The sequence below is a fragment of the Kineococcus sp. GCM10028916 genome (assembly GCF_042674865.1).
Classification (GTDB): domain Bacteria; phylum Actinomycetota; class Actinomycetes; order Actinomycetales; family Kineococcaceae; genus Kineococcus.
The window spans coordinates 57,545-73,609 of the sequence record NZ_JBHTFM010000013.1; the positions used below are offsets into that span (position 1 = coordinate 57,545).

Annotated in this window: 16 protein-coding genes; 14 read left to right on the forward strand and 2 right to left on the reverse strand. The window is 72.3% G+C overall.

What is annotated here, in order from left to right; all coding sequences use genetic code 11:
• The first annotated feature begins 24 nt into the window (after positions 1-24).
• The 14 genes from ACFQ46_RS11695 (at position 25) to ACFQ46_RS11760 (ending at position 14,541) form a co-directional block, all read left to right on the forward strand.
• Positions 25-1,053 (forward strand): zinc-binding dehydrogenase, encoded by a 1,029-nt coding sequence (locus ACFQ46_RS11695; protein ID WP_380259660.1) that lies wholly within the window; start codon positions 25-27, stop codon positions 1,051-1,053.
• A complete protein-coding gene (locus ACFQ46_RS11700) occupies positions 1,050-2,579 on the forward strand; it encodes a sugar ABC transporter ATP-binding protein (protein WP_380259661.1) in 1,530 nt (509 codons plus the stop codon). The genes ACFQ46_RS11695 and ACFQ46_RS11700 overlap by 4 nt, the downstream gene beginning before the upstream one ends.
• Positions 2,579-3,577, forward strand: coding sequence for an ABC transporter permease (locus ACFQ46_RS11705; protein WP_380259662.1), 999 nt, complete (start codon positions 2,579-2,581; stop codon positions 3,575-3,577). The genes ACFQ46_RS11700 and ACFQ46_RS11705 overlap by 1 nt, the downstream gene beginning before the upstream one ends.
• Before the next feature lie 32 nt (positions 3,578-3,609).
• Positions 3,610-4,695: a substrate-binding domain-containing protein gene (locus tag ACFQ46_RS11710; protein WP_380259663.1), complete on the forward strand. Its 1,086-nt coding sequence runs from the start codon at positions 3,610-3,612 to the stop codon at positions 4,693-4,695.
• A gap of 24 nt (positions 4,696-4,719) precedes the next feature.
• Positions 4,720-5,805, forward strand: coding sequence for a substrate-binding domain-containing protein (locus ACFQ46_RS11715; protein ID WP_380259664.1), 1,086 nt, complete (start codon positions 4,720-4,722; stop codon positions 5,803-5,805).
• Between the two features lie 17 nt (positions 5,806-5,822).
• Positions 5,823-6,506 (forward strand): GolD/DthD family dehydrogenase, encoded by a 684-nt coding sequence (locus ACFQ46_RS11720; protein ID WP_380259665.1) that lies wholly within the window; start codon positions 5,823-5,825, stop codon positions 6,504-6,506.
• Positions 6,503-7,099, forward strand: a complete 597-nt coding sequence (locus ACFQ46_RS11725) for an SIS domain-containing protein (RefSeq protein ID WP_380259666.1) — start codon at positions 6,503-6,505, stop codon at positions 7,097-7,099. The genes ACFQ46_RS11720 and ACFQ46_RS11725 overlap by 4 nt, the downstream gene beginning before the upstream one ends.
• A complete protein-coding gene (locus tag ACFQ46_RS11730; RefSeq protein WP_380259667.1) occupies positions 7,096-7,740 on the forward strand; it encodes a hypothetical protein in 645 nt (214 codons plus the stop codon). Before ACFQ46_RS11725 ends, ACFQ46_RS11730 begins: the two co-directional genes overlap by 4 nt.
• On the forward strand, positions 7,737-8,777 hold the full coding sequence (locus ACFQ46_RS11735; RefSeq protein ID WP_380259668.1) for an NAD(P)-dependent alcohol dehydrogenase: 1,041 nt from the start codon (positions 7,737-7,739) through the stop codon (positions 8,775-8,777). The genes ACFQ46_RS11730 and ACFQ46_RS11735 overlap by 4 nt, the downstream gene beginning before the upstream one ends.
• Positions 8,778-8,786: 9 nt before the next feature.
• Positions 8,787-9,557, forward strand: a complete 771-nt coding sequence (locus tag ACFQ46_RS11740; protein WP_380259669.1) for an SDR family NAD(P)-dependent oxidoreductase — start codon at positions 8,787-8,789, stop codon at positions 9,555-9,557.
• A gap of 41 nt (positions 9,558-9,598) precedes the next feature.
• On the forward strand, positions 9,599-11,545 hold the full coding sequence (locus ACFQ46_RS11745; RefSeq protein WP_380259670.1) for a TPM domain-containing protein: 1,947 nt from the start codon (positions 9,599-9,601) through the stop codon (positions 11,543-11,545).
• Positions 11,546-11,611: 66 nt separating this feature from the next.
• Positions 11,612-13,540, forward strand: coding sequence for a 1-deoxy-D-xylulose-5-phosphate synthase (dxs, locus tag ACFQ46_RS11750; protein WP_380259671.1), 1,929 nt, complete (start codon positions 11,612-11,614; stop codon positions 13,538-13,540).
• Positions 13,533-14,258, forward strand: a complete 726-nt coding sequence (locus ACFQ46_RS11755) for a PspA/IM30 family protein (protein ID WP_380259672.1) — start codon at positions 13,533-13,535, stop codon at positions 14,256-14,258. Before dxs ends, ACFQ46_RS11755 begins: the two co-directional genes overlap by 8 nt.
• Positions 14,259-14,310: 52 nt before the next feature.
• Positions 14,311-14,541 carry a hypothetical protein gene (locus ACFQ46_RS11760; RefSeq protein WP_380259673.1) on the forward strand — a complete coding sequence of 77 codons (231 nt, stop codon included), beginning with the start codon at positions 14,311-14,313 and terminating at the stop codon, positions 14,539-14,541.
• Positions 14,542-14,560: 19 nt separating this feature from the next.
• Here the strand turns inward: ACFQ46_RS11760 and truB are convergent, their stop codons facing one another.
• Positions 14,561-15,463, reverse strand: coding sequence for a tRNA pseudouridine(55) synthase TruB (gene truB / locus ACFQ46_RS11765; RefSeq protein WP_380259674.1), 903 nt, complete (start codon positions 15,461-15,463; stop codon positions 14,561-14,563).
• Positions 15,460-16,038, reverse strand: coding sequence for a TetR/AcrR family transcriptional regulator (locus ACFQ46_RS11770; protein ID WP_380259675.1), 579 nt, complete (start codon positions 16,036-16,038; stop codon positions 15,460-15,462). Before ACFQ46_RS11770 ends, truB begins: the two co-directional genes overlap by 4 nt.
• Positions 16,039-16,065 lie beyond the last annotated feature (27 nt).

Below are 16,065 nucleotides of genomic sequence, written 5' to 3' on the forward strand. Positions count from 1 at the left end.
CGAAGAACCCAGGAGCAGAACCTCATGACCCCAGTTCGACAGGTCGTCGTGAACTCCCTCGACGACGTGCAGTTCGAACTCACCGCCCGCCCGGTCCCCGGACCGGGTGAGGTCCTGGTCGAACCCACTCTCGTCGGGATCTGCGGTTCCGACCTGCACGCCGCCCGCGGCGTGCACCCGTTCATCTCCCTGCCCTACCGCCCCGGCCACGAGGTCGTCGGCCGCGTCGCCGAGGTCGGTGCCGGCGTGGACCTCCCGCTGGGTTCCCGGGTCGTCCTCGAACCGAACCTGGCCTGCGGGGAGTGCGCCCCGTGCCGGGAGGGCCGCTACAACATCTGCGACGTCCTCGACGTCATCGGCTGCCAGACCCCCGGCGGCATGACCGACGCGTTCGTGGTCCCGGGCCACCGGCTGCACCTGTTGCCCGACGACCTCGACGACACCGCCGCCGTGCTGGTGGAACCGCTGTCGACACCGTTGCGCGCCGTCCGCCGGGCCGGTGACCTCACCGGCAAGCGGGTCCTGGTCATCGGGGCCGGGCCCATCGGGTTGTTCATCCTGCTGGGTGCGCTGCGGGCCGGCGCCCGGGCGGTCGTCTCCGCCGATCTCGTGGCCACCAAGCGCGACCGGGCCGTGGAGTTCGGTGCGATCGGTGCCGTCGACGCGGGTTCGTCCGACGCGGTGGACCGGGCCCGGGAGCTCCTGGGCGCTCCGGCCGACGTCGTGTTCGACTGCGTCTCCCGCGAGAGCTCGGTGCGCCAGGGGATCGACCTGCTCCGCAAGGGCGGGACGTTCGTGACCGTCGGTGTCGCGGCGGGCCCCACCACGATCCCGCTCGACCTCGTGCAGGACCGCGAGCTCGACCTGCTCGGTTGTCTGATGTTCGTCCGCGAGGACGTGGAGGAGGCCATCACCATGTTGCGCGAGGGCGGCGTCCCCGTCGCCGAGGTCATCACCGCGGAGTTCGCGGTCGAGGACGCGGGGGCGGCCTACGCGGCCTCCGCGGACCCCGAACAGGTCAAGGTCGTCGTGCGCGTCCGGGAGTCCTCGTGAGCGCCGTGCTGGAGTGCCGCGAACTGCGGAAGTCCTTCGGCGGGGTGCCCGTCCTCAAGGGCGTGTCGATCGGCCTCGAACTCGGGACGGTCACCGCTCTGGCCGGTGAGAACGGCGCCGGGAAGTCCACGATGATGAAGATCGCCGCCGGCCAGTACCGCGCCGACGAGGGATCCGTCCTCGTGCGCGGTGAGGAGCTGCAGGCGGGCAGCATCCGAGACTCCCACCGTCTCGGGGTGGCGATCGTCCCGCAGGAACTCGCCTCCATCGCCCACATGACGGTCTACGAGAACCTCTTCGTCGGCCGCGAGCTGAAGACGAAGCTCGGAACCCTGGACCGTCGCCGCATGGCCTCGGAGTCGGCGACGCTGCTCGAGGTGTTCGGCGTCGCGATCGATCCCGGCGCCCGCATGGGCACGCTCCCCGTCGGCCTGCAGCAGATCGTCGAGATCGTCAAGAACTCCAGCCGCGGCGCCGAGGTCGTGCTGTTGGACGAGCCGAGCTCGGCCATCTCCGAGCGCGAGGTCGAGGGCCTCTACCGGGTCGTGCGGCAGCTGCGCGACTCCGGGGTCGCCATCATGTTCACCACCCACAAGATGGCCGAGATCCGCGAACTCGCCGACCGTGTCGTCGTCCTGCGCGACGGTGGTCTCGTCCTCGACGAGGCCATGACCGACGTCTCCGACGACGACATCGTCACGGCGATGATCGGCCGCGAACTGGAGGACCTGTTCCCCCGGGTCCGGACGGTCCCCGCCGAGGCCGAAACCGTCCTCGACGTGCGCGACCTCGCGGTGGTGGGCCAGGCCGGGACGGTCAGCCTCCAGGTGCGGCGCGGGGAGATCCTCGGACTCGCCGGTCTCGTCGGGGCGGGACGCACGGAACTCCTCGAGGGGATCTTCGGGGTCCGGGCCACGACCGCCGGTCACATCTCGGTCGCCGGTCGCGAGGTGAAGCGCAAGAACCCCGCCGCGGCGATCACCGCCGGGATGGCGTTGGTCCCCGAGGACCGCAAGCACGCCGGTGCGGTCATGGGCCTCTCGGTGCTGGACAACGGGACCCTGCCGCGCCTGGCCAAGTTCTCGGTCGCCGGCTGGCTCAAGGGCGCCTCCCGTCGCTCTGCCGTCGGGGAGGCCATGGACTCCGTCCGGTTGCGCAGCCGCGGCCTCTCCCAGGACGTGGGGACCCTCTCCGGAGGGAACCAGCAGAAGGTCGTGCTGGCCCGCTGGCTCACCGAGCACGTCGACGTCCTGCTGCTGGACGAACCGACCCGCGGCGTCGACGTCGGCGCCCGCTCGGAGATCTACCGCATCATCGCCGACCTCGCGGCCGCGGGCATGGCCGTCGTCATGGCCTCCTCGGACATGACGGAGGTGCTCGGGCTCAGCCACCGTGCCCTCGTCCTGCGCGACGGCGGCGTCGTCAGCGAACTCACCCGCGACCAGCTGGACTCCCCCGACGTCCAGGAACTCATCTTCCGGCTCAGCTCCGGACTCGCCCCCCGTGACAACCCGAAGGACCACTGATGGCGACCACCCAGCTCGACCCGACCCCGGCCCCCGTGCAGCGACGACGGTTCTCCCGGGAGTGGATCGTCGCCCAGCTGATCCGCCGCGCGATGCTCATCGTGATGCTGCTGGTCATCGCGTTCTTCAGCTACCGCAGCCTGCGGTTCTCCTCTCCCGAGAACCTGCAGAACATCCTCATCGCCGCGGCGCCGTTCGCGCTCATCGCCCTGGGGCAGACCCTCGTCATCCTCACCGGCGGGATCGACCTCTCCGTCGGTTCGGTCATCGCGGTCGCCGCGATGACCTCGGCCGCGGTGGCCAAGGCCCACCCCGGACAGGTCTGGCTCACGGTCCTCTCCGCCATGGCCGTCGGCCTGCTCGCCGGCACCGTGAACGGACTGCTCGTCTCCCGGGTCGACGTACCACCGTTCATCGCCACCCTCGGCATGCTGACCGCCGGGTCCGGCATCGCCTACGTCATCGGCGGCGGCGCCCCCATCAACGGCCTCCCGGCCGAGTTCGGCAGCATCGCCAACACCAAGGTCCTCGGCCTGCAGATCCCGGTCATCGTCATGATCGTCGGGATCGTCCTGCTCGGGATCGTGATGCGCCGCACCTCCTACGGGATGCGCGTCTACGCCGTGGGCGGCAACCGCGTCGCGGCGGAGATCGCCGGCGTCAACGCCCGACGGACCCTGTTCAGCGTCTACGCCCTCTCCGGCGTGCTCGCCGGGTTGTCCGGGGTCATGCTCGCCTCCCGCGTCATCTCCGGTCCGCCGAACCTCGGTCAGGGCTACGAGCTCGACGCCATCGCCGCCGTGGTCATCGGTGGCGCCAGCCTCATGGGTGGCCGCGGCACGGTCTGGGGTACCGCCCTCGGCCTGCTGCTCATCCAGACCCTCAACAACGGTCTCGACCTGCTGCTCGTCCCCGCCTACTGGCAGGACGTCATCAAGGGCGTCCTCATCGTCGCCGCCGTCGCGGTCGACGTGTGGTCCGTCAAACGCCGCGCCTGACCCGAACCTCTCCCGTTCCCAGGAGGAACCCCGTGACCCAGTCCCCGTTCTCCCGTCGCTCCCTCCTCACCGGGGCCTTCGGCGCCGGCACCCTCGCCCTCGCCCTGACCGCGTGCGGCGCCGGTGACCCCACCGCCGACAGCGGTTCGGACTCCACCGCCTCCGGTGGCGCGAAGAAGCTGCGCATCGGCGTCAGCGTGTACGACATGAGCTCGTTCATCACGGCCGGCAAGGAGGGCATGCAGTCCTACGCCGACGCCAACGACATCGAACTGCTCTGGAACTCCGCCAGCCTCGACGTCAACACCCAGGCCTCCCAGGTCGACCAGTACGTCAACGCCGGCGTCGACGCGATCATCGTCGTCCCCGTCCAGGCCGACTCCCTGCAGCCCCAGGTCGCCGCGGCCAAGGCCGCCGGGATCCCGCTGCTGGCGGTCAACGCGTCCCTGAACTCCACCGACATCGCCGGCAACGTCCAGCCCGACGACGTCGCCGCCGGGGCGCAGGAGATGCAGATGATGGCCGACCACCTCGGCGGCAAGGGCAACATCGTCATCCTGCAGGGCCCCCTCGGCGGGTCCGGGGAGATCAACCGCGGCAAGGGCATCGACCAGGTCCTGGCGAAGTACCCCGAGATCGAGGTGCTGGCCAAGGACACCGCGAACTGGAAGCGCGACGAAGCCGTCAACAAGGTCAAGAACTGGATCTCCGCCTTCGGCGGTGACCTCAACGGCATCGTCTCGCAGAACGACGACATGGGCCTCGGTGCCCTGCAGGCCCTCAAGGAGTCCGGACTCAACCTGCCCGTCGTCGGCATCGACGGCATCGAGGACGGACTGAACGCGGTCAAGAGCGGCGAGTTCATCGGCACCTCGCTGCAGAACGGGACGGTCGAACTGTCCGCCGGTCTGGCCGTCGCGGCCAAGATCGCCCGCAAGGAGGACGTGAAGACCGACCCGGTGTACACCATGCCGGCCATCACCAAGGAGAACGTCGACGTCGCCATCCAGCACGTCGTCACCGACCGGGCCGCGTTCCTCAAGCAGATCCCCGATCTGACGGAGAAGAACCTGAGCTCCGGCGACATCGCAGCCGAAGGCATTCCCGGTCAGAGCTGACCGGCCACCCCCACGGAGGACCCCATGGCACACGAACCAACCCTCGGCCGTCGTCACCTGCTCACCGGCTCCTTCGGGATCACCGCGCTGGGTCTCGCCCTGGCCGCCTGCGGCGCCGGTGACCCGACGGCCGACGACAACGCGTCCGGTGACGCGTCCGGCGGGAAGAAGAAGCTCCGCATCGGCGTCAGCGTCTACGACATGAGCTCGTTCATCACCGCCGGCAAGGAGGGCATGGAGGCCTACGCGAAGGCCGAGGGCATCGAACTCCTCTGGAACTCCGCGAGCCTCGACGTCAACACCCAGGCCTCGCAGGTCGACCAGTACGTCAACGCCGGCGTCGACGCGATCATCGTCGTCCCCGTCCAGGCCGACTCCCTGCAACCGCAGGTCGCCGCGGCCAAGGCGGCGGGGATCCCGATCATCCCCGTCAACGCGGAGCTGAACTCCACCGACATCTCCGGCAACGTGCAGCCGGACGACGTCGCGGCGGGCGAGGCGGAGATGCAGATGATGGCGGACGCGCTGGGCGGGAAGGGTGGCATCGTCGTGCTGCAGGGTCCGCTGGGCCAGTCCGGCGAGCTCTACCGCACCCAGGGCATCGAGAACGTCCTGAAGAAGTACCCCGACATCACGGTCCTGGCCAAGGACACCGCGAACTGGAAGCGCGACGAGGCCGTCAACAAGGTCAAGAACTGGATCTCGGCGTTCGGTTCCCAGTTGACCGGGATCGTGTCCGAGAACGACGACATGGGGCTCGGCGCGCTGCAGGCCCTCAAGGAGGCCGGGATGACCCTGCCCGTCGTCGGGATCGACGGCATCGAGGACGGCCTGAACGCCGTCAAGAGCGGTGAGTTCATCGGGACGATGCTGCAGAACGGGACGGTGGAACTGTCCGCCGGCCTGGCCGTCGCCGCGGCGATCGCGGCGGGGCAGGACGTCGACACGAAACCCGTGTACAACATGCCGAAGATCACCAAGGAGAACGTCGACGTCGCCATCCAGCACGTCGTCACCGACCGGGCGGCGTTCCTGGAGCAGCTCCCGGACATGACGGCGAAGAACCTGGCCTCCGGCGACATCGCGGCCGAGGGGATCCCGGGCCAGTGACCTCCAGAGTGGCGTTGGTGACGGGGGGTGCCAGCGGCATCGGCACGGCGATCGTGGCCGCGTTCGAGGCCGACGGCACCCGGGTCGCCGTCCTCGACCGGGAGGCGACCACGCTCGGGTCGTGGCAGGTGACGGCGGACGTCACCGACCCGACACAGGTGGGTGCGGCGGTGGCCGAGGTGGTGGCCCGCGCCGGGCGGCTCGACGTCCTGGTGAACTGCGCCGGGGTCGCCACCATCGCCCCGGCCCTGGACATCGACCCGGCCGGCTGGAACCGCACCGTCGGGGTGAACCTGACGGGCAGCTTCGTCGTGTCGCAGGCCGTCGCCCGCCACCTCGCCACCCACGGCGGCGGGCGGATCGTCACGATCGCGTCCCAGGCCGCGACCGTGGGGCTGGCGGGTCACGTCGCCTACGCCGCCTCCAAGGCGGGGTTGCTGGGCATGACCCGCACGCTGGCCCTGGAGTGGGGACCCCTGGGGATCACCGTGAACACGGTGTCGCCCACCGTCGTCCTCACCCCGCTGGCCCGGCCGAACTGGGAGAACCCCGCCGGGGACGCGCTGAAGGCGCAGATCCCGGTGGGGCGGTTCGCGGAACCCGAGGAGGTCGCCGCGGCGGTGCTGTTCCTGGCGGGCCCCGGCGCGGCGATGGTCAACGGCCACGACCTCGTCGTCGACGGCGGGTACACGGTCCGGTGACCCCCGAGGAACTCGTCGACGCCGGTCGTCGGCAGATCGACCGCCAGGCGCAGGCGCTGGCGGGGCTGGCGGCCCAGCTCGACACGGGTTTCGCCGACCTCGTGGGCGAGGTGCTCGCGGTGCGGGGCAAGGTCGTCACCACCGGTTCGGGCACGTCGGGCATCGTCGCGGAACGGCTGGCACACCTGCTCTCGGTGTGCGGGACCCCCGCGTTCGCGTTGTCGGCGGCGGACGCCCTGCACGGCCGGGCGGGGGCGGTGACCCCCGACGACCTCGTCCTGGCCTTCTCCAAGGGTGGGCGCTCCGCCGAGCTCACCGAACTCGTCGGCCTGCTGCGCCGGCGCGGGATTCGGGTCGTGGCCGTCACCGAGGCGCCCGACTCACCGTTCGCCACCGCGGCCGACACGGTGGTCGCGATCCGCACCGAACCCGCCGACGCCGACCTCGACGGGCTCGTCGCCACCGGCAGCACCCTCGTCGCCTCCGCCTGGGGGGACGCGCTGACCGCGGTCCTCAAGGACCTGCGGGGCCACTCCGCGGCGGACGTCGTCGCGGTGCACCCCGCGGGCGTCGTCGGGCAGGGGCGAGCGTGACCGGGCCGCTGGACCTGTCCGGGTGGTCCTGGGGCGGTTCCGCCGCAGGCTCGCTCTACGCCGTGCCCGCCGAGGAGCGGCTCGCGGCGGCGCACCAGCTCGACGGCGCGGGGTGGTGGGTCCACGTCGACCTCGTCCTCGACCCGTCCGGGGTCTCGACGGGTGTCTCGGTGGAGACGCTGCAACTGGTCCGCGAGAGCCTGCCGCAGACCCGCCTCGAGGTGCACGTCATCGATCTCGGCCCCGTGCCGACCCCCTTGGACGTCGTCCTCGCGGCGCAGCCGGACCGGGTCGTGCTCTCGGCGGGAAGGTGCCGTCGCGAGGGCGAGGAGGTCAGGGCCGCGGGGGCCCAGGTGTGGGTCGAGCACGCAGGCTCGCCGCTCCCGCCCGACCTCGTCGTCGACGGCGCGCTCGTCATGCTCATCGACCCGGGCACGACCCAGCCGATCGACCTCGCCCGCCTCGACGCGGTCGCGAGTCTGCCCCCCGGGCTCCCGGTGGGCGTCGACGGCGGGGTGGGACGCGCGCACGTCCAGGCCCTCACCGACGCCGGGGTGCAGCACCTCGTGTCCGGACGGGCACTCTTGTCCCAGCAGCACCAGCACATCCGCCCCCGGGCCACTGAGGAGAGTCGACGATGACCAGCGTTCCCACCACCATGCGGGCCAGCGTCCTGCTGAAGCAGGGCGTCATCGAGATGCAGGAACGACCCGTGCCCACCCCCGCCGACGGCGAGGTGCTGGTGAGGGTCGGTTCCGTCGGCGTCTGCGGGTCCGACGTCCACTACTACAAGCACGGCCGCATCGGCGACATGGTCGTCACCGCGCCGATCGTCCTGGGCCACGAGGTCTCCGGGACCGTCGTCGGCCTCGGGCGCGGAGTTCCCGAGGAACGCCTCGGTGACCGGGTCGCGATCGACCCGCAGGTCCCGTGCCGGACGTGCCGGCAGTGCAAGACCGGTCGCTCGAACCTGTGCCCGTTCATGGAGTTCTACGCCACGCCCCCCTTCGACGGGACGTTCTGCGACTACGTGACCGCACCCGCGGACCAGGCCTACACCGTGCCGGACAGCTTGTCGGACGAGTCCGCGGCGCTGCTGGAACCCCTGAGCGTCGGGCTCTGGGCCGCGCACAAGGCGAACGTCGGCCCGGGCGACCAGGTGCTGATCGCCGGGGCCGGCCCGATCGGGGCGATGGCCGCGCAGGCCGTCCGCGCCCGGGGCGCCACCGACGTGGTCGTCACCGACTTCGTCGACTCCCGCCGGGAACGGATCACCGGGTTCGGGGCGACCCGCGCGCTGCACCCCGTCCAGGACGCCGCCGAGATCGCGGAGATCCGCGCCGACGCGTTCATCGACTGCTCGGGGGCGACCCCCGCGGTGATCTCCGGGATCAACAGCACCCGGGGCGGCGGGACCGTCGTCCTCGTCGGTCTGGGCGCGGAGGAGATGCCGATCCCGGTGCAGCTCATCGCGACCCGCGAGATCAACCTCACCGGCGTCTTCCGCTACATCGACACCTGGCCCCGGGGCATCGAACTCACCACCTCCGGCGCCGTCCACCTCGACGACATGGTGACGGCCCGGTACCCGCTGGAGCAGGTCGAGGACGCGTTGAACGCCGACTCCGACCCGCTGAGCATGAAGGCCGTCGTCGTCGTCAACCCCGCCGAGAAGTAGGAGCCCCCGTTGTCCGTTCTGCAGAAGTTCTCCCTCGAGGGCAAGGTCGCCCTCGTCACCGGTGGTTACAAGGGCCTCGGCCGTGGTTTCGCGCAGGCCCTGGCCGAAGCCGGTGCCGACGTCGTCGTCGCGGCCCGCGACGAGGCCGCGTCCGTCGCCGCGGCGGAGGAGATCGCCGCCTCGACCGGGCGCCGGACCCTCGGCCTGCGCCTCGACGTCACCTCCCGCCCGGAGGTCGAGGCGGCCGTCGCCCGCGTGACCGAGCAGTTCGGCCGCTTCGACGTGCTGGTCAACAACGCCGGCACCTGCGTGCACCGCCCCGCGCTCGAGGTGACCGACGACGAGTACGACGACGTCATCACCACCAACGTCAAGGGCGTCTGGCTGCCCAGCGTCGTCACCGCGAAGTGGATGGCGCAGAACGGCGGTGGGGCCATCGTCAACGTCGGCTCGATCAGCGCGCAGATCGTGAACCGCCCGCAGCTGCAGCCGGTCTACAACGCCTCCAAGGCTGCGGTGCACCAGCTCACGAAGTCGCTCGCGGCGGAGTGGGCGCCGCTGGGCATCCGGGTCAACGCGATCGCCCCCGGGTACGTCAAGACCGAGATGGCCCCCGTCGACAAACCCGAGTTCCGCCGCATGTGGATCGAGGACGCGCCGATGCAGCGCTACTCCACCCCCGAGGAGATCGCCGCGACGGTCGTCTACCTGGCCTCCGACGCGTCGAGCTTCTCCACCGGGGCCGTCGTCGTCACCGACGGCGGGTACACGCTGTTCTGATCGCCTGCCCCCGCCTCCCCGAGGTGCGACACACTGCACCGGTGTCGTCTCGCCGTCTCGCTGCCGTCGCCGGTCTCCTGCTGAGCGGCGGTCTGCTGCTCGCCCCCGCGGCGCCTGCCTCGGCCGTGCCTCCGTTCCGGCTGGCCGGGCAGGTGACCGACCAGGTCGGGGCGCTGGACGGTCGCGACGGGGAGGTGCAGGGGGCGCTCTCGTCGCTGCGCTCCGACACCGGCGTGCAGCTCTGGGTCGTCTACGTGGACTCCTTCGACGGGGCGGACGGGCAGACCTGGGCCGAGGAGACGGCGACGACGTCGGGGCTGGGCCAGGACGACGTCCTGCTGGCCGTCGCCACCGGCGACCGCTCCTACGCCTACTTCGTCGACAGCGCGTCCCGCCTCGACGACGCGGACCTCCAGGCGGTGGCCCGCGACACCGAGACCGAGCTCGCCGACGGCGACTGGGCCGGAGCCGCCGTCGCGGGCGCCGACTCCCTCGACACCCACCTCAGCCCCTCGCACACCGTCTGGTGGGTGCTGGGGTTCCTCGCCCTCGCCGGGGTCGTCGTCATCGCCGTCGTGGCCCTGGTGCGGCGGCACCGGTCGCGGCCGGCGGTCTCCACGGCGGACCTGCAGACCCAGGCCGACACGCTGCTGGTGCAGGCCGACGACGCCGTCCGCGCGGCCGCGGAGGAACTCCAGTTCGCGGCGGCGGAGTTCGGGACGGCGTCGACCGCGGAGTTCTCCAGCGTCCTGGAACGTTCCCGCACCGCACTGCGGCAGGCGTTCACGGCCCGGCAGTCGCTCGACGACTCCGTCCCCGAGACCGACGCGGAACGGCGCCGGATCCTCACCGAGGTGATCGAGTCCTGCCGCACCACGGGGAAGACCCTCGACGAGGCCTCCGACGCGGTCGACGCGCTGCGCGACCTCGTCCAGCGCGCCCCCGCGGTCCTCACCGAGGTCGAGGCGAAGCTGCCCGGGTTGCGGGCGGGCGTCGAACCGGCCCGGGCGCTGCTCTCGACCCTGGCCGCGGAGTTCGGGGAGACCGCCCTGACCTCCGTCGCCGACACCGTCGCCCAGGCCCGGGACCGGATCGGTCTGGCGGAACGGTCGTGCGCAGCGGGCCGCGCGGCGCTGGCCGACGTGACCCGCTCGGGTGAGGTCGTCGACGCCGTCCGGACCGCGGAAGCGGCGGCCGCCCAGGCCGAGAAGCTCCTGAGCGGGGTGTCGAGGACCGAGCAGGGCCTGCGTCAGGCGGTGCAGGAGGTCCCGGTGGCGATCGCCCGGCTGCGGGCCGACGCCCGGACGCCCGTCGAGGCGGCCACCGGAGTGCCCACGGCGGACTTCGCGGCGGCCTCGGCCGCGGCGCTCGCCGTGGTGGAGGCGAGCGCCCGCCAGGCCTCGAGCGATCCGCTGGGCGCGCTGCACCGGCTCGTCGAGGCGGAGCGGACGCTGGACGCGGCCCGGGACGCCGTCGAGGAGGCCACGTCCGCGCGCCGGTCCACCGAGGCCGCCCTGGAGCAGGCCCTGGTCGCGGCCCGTTCCGAGATCGCGGCCGCCGACGACTTCGTCTCCGCACGACGGGGTGCCGTCGGGTCGGCGGCCCGCACCCACCTCGGCGAGGCGCAGCGACACCTCGACCAGGCGCTCGCGCTCGCGTCCCAGGACCCGGCGGCGGCGCTGGAGCACGCCCGCCAGGCGGACTCCCTCGCGGAACGCGCCAGTTCCCGCGCCCGCAGCGACGTGGACTCCTGGTCGGGCGGTGGGGGCGGCGCCTCCGACGACCTCGGGGCGGTGCTGGGCGGGATCCTCCTCGGGGGTGGGTCGCCGCGGCGGCGGGGCGGAGGCTTCGGTGGCGGTTTCGGTGGAGGTGGGTTCGGCGGGGGCTTCGGCGGCGGGGGCTTCGGCGGCGGCGGCTTCGGCGGTGGGAGCTCCGGCGGTGGGGGTCGTTCCTCCGGCGGTGGGCGCAGTGCGGGTGGCCGGTTCTGAGGTCGGACCTGCGCTTGCGGGCCACAGGCCTAAGCTGACCTGGCCCTGGCCCGAGAGGAAGTGTTCGTGACCCTGCTCGATTCGATCCGGTCCCCCCAGGACCTCAAGCGCCTCTCGCACGCCCAGACGGTGCAGCTCGCCGCCGAGATCCGTCGCTTCCTCGTCGCCGAGGTCGCGAAGACCGGCGGGCACCTCGGCCCCAACCTCGGGGTCGTGGAGCTGACGCTGGCGATGCACCGGGTCTTCGACTCGCCGAAGGACCCCTTCGTCTTCGACACCGGCCACCAGTCCTACGTGCACAAGCTCGTCACCGGCCGGCAGGACTTCTCGCACCTGCGCGAACGGGGCGGCCTCGCCGGCTACCCGCAACGGAGCGAGTCCGAGCACGACATCGTCGAGTCTTCGCACGCCTCCTCCTCGTTGTCCTGGGCGGACGGCATCTCGCGCGGCTTCCAGCTCAACGGGCAGTCCCACCGGACCGTGGTGGCCGTCGTCGGCGACGGCGCCCTCACCGGGGGCATGACGTGGGAGGCGCTGAACAACATCTCCCACGACAACGACCGCCGGCTGATCATCATCGTCAACGACAACGGACGGTCCTACGGGGCCACGATCGGCGGGATGGCGCGCTTCCTCAGCACCGTCCGCACCCGCCGCGAGTACCGCCGGCTGCACGAGAAGAGCCAGGCCGCGGCCGACCGCTTCGGCACCCCCGGGCGGGCCGTGTACCGGGGGCTGCGCGGCGGCATGCGCGGGTTCCTGGCCCGGCTCACCGACAACGAGGCGCTGTACTCCAACCTCGACATCAAGTACGTCGGTCCCGTCGACGGGCACGACCAGCAGGCGATGGAGGAGGCGCTGCGCCAGGCCCGTGACTACGGGACCCCGGTCCTCGTGCACGCCATCACGGAGAAGGGCCACGGCTTCGAGCCCGCCCTGCGCGACCAGGCCGACCAGTTCCACGCCGTCGGCAAGATCGACCCGACGACGGGCGAACCCCTGGAGACCTCCAGCGCCCAGGGCTGGACGTCGGTGTTCGCCGACGAGCTCGCCGACCTCGGCGACCGGCACCCCAAGCTCGTCGCCATCACCGCGGCCATGTTGCGTCCCACCGGGTTGCACCGCTTCCAGGAACGCCACCCCGACCGCGTCTTCGACGTCGGCATCGCCGAGCAGCACGCCGTCACCAGCGCCGCGGGCCTCGCCTACGCGGGGTTGCACCCGGTGGTGGCGCTCTACGCGACCTTCGTGAACCGCGCGTTCGACCAGGTCCTGATGGACGTCGCGCTGCACAAGGCGGGGGTCACGTTCGTCCTCGACCGGGCCGGGGTGACGGGACCCGACGGTCCCAGCCACCACGGCATGTGGGACCTCGCGCTGCTGCAGGTCGTGCCCGGCATCCGCATCGCCGCCCCCCGCGACGCGGGGACCCTGCGGGAGGAACTGGGTGAGGCCGTCCTCGTCGACGACGGGCCCACCGTGCTGCGCTTCCCCCGGGGTTCGGTGGCCGCGGACGTGCCGGCGCTGGAGCGGCTGGCGGACGGGGTGGACGTCCTGCACCAGCCCGGCGAAGGCTCCCGCGACGTGCTGCTCGTGGCCGTCGGGTCGATGGCCGGCATGGCGCTGGAGGCCGCGGCCCTGCTGGAGGCCCAGGGCATCGGCGCCACCGTCGTCGACCCGCGCTGGGTCGTGCCGATCGCGACGTCGCTCGTCGAGCTCTCCCGCGAGCACCGCCTCGTCGTCACCATCGAGGACGGGGTGCGGGTCGGCGGGATCGGTACCCGGCTGCGTCAGGACCTGCGGGCGGCGGGCGTCGACACCGGCGTCAACGAGCTCGGACTGCCCGACGAGTTCCTCGACCACGCGTCCCGGGGCGAGATCCTCCAGGACGCCGGGCTCACCGCCCAGACCGTCGCGCGCGACATCATCGACCAGGTCATCGGGACCAAGCTCCCGCAGGCCCGTCCGGTGCGGGAGGATCAGCGGCATGGCTGAGAAGCAGACGATCCTGGGCCGCATCGCGCAGTTGGCGCGCGCGAACGTCAACGCGTTGATCGACTCCGCGGAGGACCCCGCCAAGATGCTGGACCAGATGGTCCGCGACTACACCAGCAACATCTCCGAGGCGGAGGCGGCGATCGCGCAGACGATCGGCAACCTGCGTCTGGCCGAGGCCGACCGCGACGACGACGTCGCCGCCGTGAGCGAGTGGGGCCGCAAGGCCGCTGCCGCGTCCGCGAAGGCCGACAGCCTGCGCGCCGCGGGCCAGGCCCCGGAGGCCGACCGCTTCGACGAGCTGGCCAAGGTGGCGCTGAAGCGGCAGATCACCTTCGAGCAGGAGGTCGCCGACGCCGCTCCCCAGATCGCGGCGCAGACCGAGGTCGTGGTCAAGCTCAAGTTCGGCCTGACCGCGATGAAGGAGAAGCTGAGCGAGCTGAGGACCAAGCGCGACCAGCTCGTCGCGCGCGCGGCGGCCGCGAAGGCCCAGTCGCAGGTGCAGTCGGCGATCGGGTCCCTCAACGTCCTCGACCCCACCTCCGAGCTGTCCCGCTTCGAGGACCGGGTGCGCCGCGAGGAGGCCCGGGTCGCGGGCCAGGCCGAACTGCAGGCCGACTCCCTCGACGCGCAGTTCGCCTCGCTGGAGGACGCCTCCACCGACCTCGACGTCGAGGCCCGCCTCGCCGCCCTGAAGTCCGGCGGACCCGCCGCCTGAGGCGCGACACGCACCGGCCCGCGGTCGCGACGACCGCGGGCCACCATGTGGTGTGCCGGCGCGCAACTCACTGGAGCGGTGGTGGGGGGAACTGGACGAGTTCACCCGCCACCGGGTGTTGCGGCTGCGACCGGCCGACCTGCTGCCCCCCGACCTGGCGGCAGACCTGCTGCGCCACGGTGTCCACGTGACGCGGTTGCGCTCCTCGGCCACCGGGGACGACGCCTGGGCCCAACCCGAGCAGCTCCTGGAGCTCATCGGCCGCGGCGGGCCCGGCCCGTAGAGCTCCCGGACAGGGGAGGTCAGCTCGCCGGGGTCAGCACCAGGAGGGGTTTCGCGCCGCGGGCGGTGTCGCCGAGGAGGGCGACGAGCGTCCCGTCGGGGGCGAAGGCGCCGACCGGCCCGGGATCGCCGCCGGCCGGGAGGAACCCCCCGTTGGAGACCTTGGCCACGTCCTGCGCGTCGAGGTCGCGGACCGGGAACAGGCGCCGGGCGACGTCGGCGAGGGACTGCACGACGGGATCCGCCTCGACCTGCTCGAGGGTGAACGCCTCCTCGAGCGTGAACGGACCGGACCGGGTGCGGCGCAACGCGGTCAGGTGCCCCCCGACGCCGAGGGCGGTGCCGAGGTCGCGGGCCAGCGCGCGGACGTAGGTGCCGCTGGTGACCTCCACGACGACGTCGAGGTCGAGGAACCCCCCGACGGGGCGGCGGTCGAGGACCTCGAAGCGGGAGACGGTGACGGGGCGGGCGGGCAGGTCGACCTCCTGTCCCCCCCGGACCCGGGCGTAGCTGCGCTGCCCGTCGACCTTGATGGCGCTCACCGAGCTCGGGACCTGCTGGATGTCCCCCGTCAGCGCGTCGACGGCGTGCGCGACCGCGTGCTCCGCGAGGCCCGTGGCGTCGACGGGGGCGCCGACCGGTTCACCTTCGGCGTCGTCGGTGACGGTGGCGACGCCGAGCCGGATCGTCGCGGTGTAGGCCTTGTCGTGGGCGACGAGGTGGGTGAGGAACTTCGTCCCCCGGTTGGCCCCGAGCACGAGCACACCCGTCGCGGCCGGGTCGAGGGTGCCGGCGTGGCCGACACGGCGCGTGCCGAGGAGGCGACGACAGCGGCCGACGACGTCGTGGCTGGTCCAGCCGGCGGGCTTGTCGACGACGAGGATGCCGTCACCGACGCCGGGTCGCGTGGTCCGCTCGCTCACCGGCCCTGCCCCTTCGCCACCAGCTCGGCGGCCGAGGCGGCCGTCGTCGCGAGCGCGGTGAGGTCCGGCAGGTCGGGGTGGTTCCAGGAGTCCAGGCAGAGCAGCACGTTGAGCAGCATGCCCTGTGCGACGAAGTCCGCCGCACGGGCGTCGCTGCCGAGGCGTTCGCGACAGATCCGCTGAACCGCGTCCACGCAGCCGCGCACGGTGTCGCCGATGACCGGTTCGGACCCGGCGGCGGTGAACCCGTGCATGAGCAGCAGCAGGACGTCACGGTCCTCGACGAGGCGCAGGTAGGCCTGCCCCAGGCACTCCGCGGCGTCGCCCTGCGCGGGGGCGTTCTCGAAGGCCGCGACGACGCGGTCGGACACCCGCTGGAAGAGCGCGTCGAGCAGCGGTTGCTTGCCCCCGAAGGTGCGCACCACGTAGGGCTGCGAGACGCCGGCCTCGGCCGCGATGACGTCGGTGCTGGCCCCGGCCAGCCCCACCCGGGCGACGACGTGGGCCGCGGCGTCGAGGATCTGCTCGCGCCGGTCGTCCTTGGACATCCGCTTCGGACTGGTCTCGGGGCTCACGTTGACAAGATATCAGTCGATGCCTAC

Bases quoted from the DNA above. Each gene is read 5' to 3' on its own strand.
- ACFQ46_RS11715 (WP_380259664.1), top strand. From the start codon at position 4,720: ATGGCACACGAACCAACCCTCGGCCGTCGTCACCTGCTCACCGGCTCC.
- ACFQ46_RS11695 (WP_380259660.1), top strand. From the start codon at position 25: ATGACCCCAGTTCGACAGGTCGTCGTGAACTCCCTCGACGACGTGCAG.
- ACFQ46_RS11755 (WP_380259672.1), top strand. From the start codon at position 13,533: ATGGCTGAGAAGCAGACGATCCTGGGCCGCATCGCGCAGTTGGCGCGC.
- ACFQ46_RS11705 (WP_380259662.1), top strand. From the start codon at position 2,579: ATGGCGACCACCCAGCTCGACCCGACCCCGGCCCCCGTGCAGCGACGA.
- ACFQ46_RS11735 (WP_380259668.1), top strand. From the start codon at position 7,737: ATGACCAGCGTTCCCACCACCATGCGGGCCAGCGTCCTGCTGAAGCAG.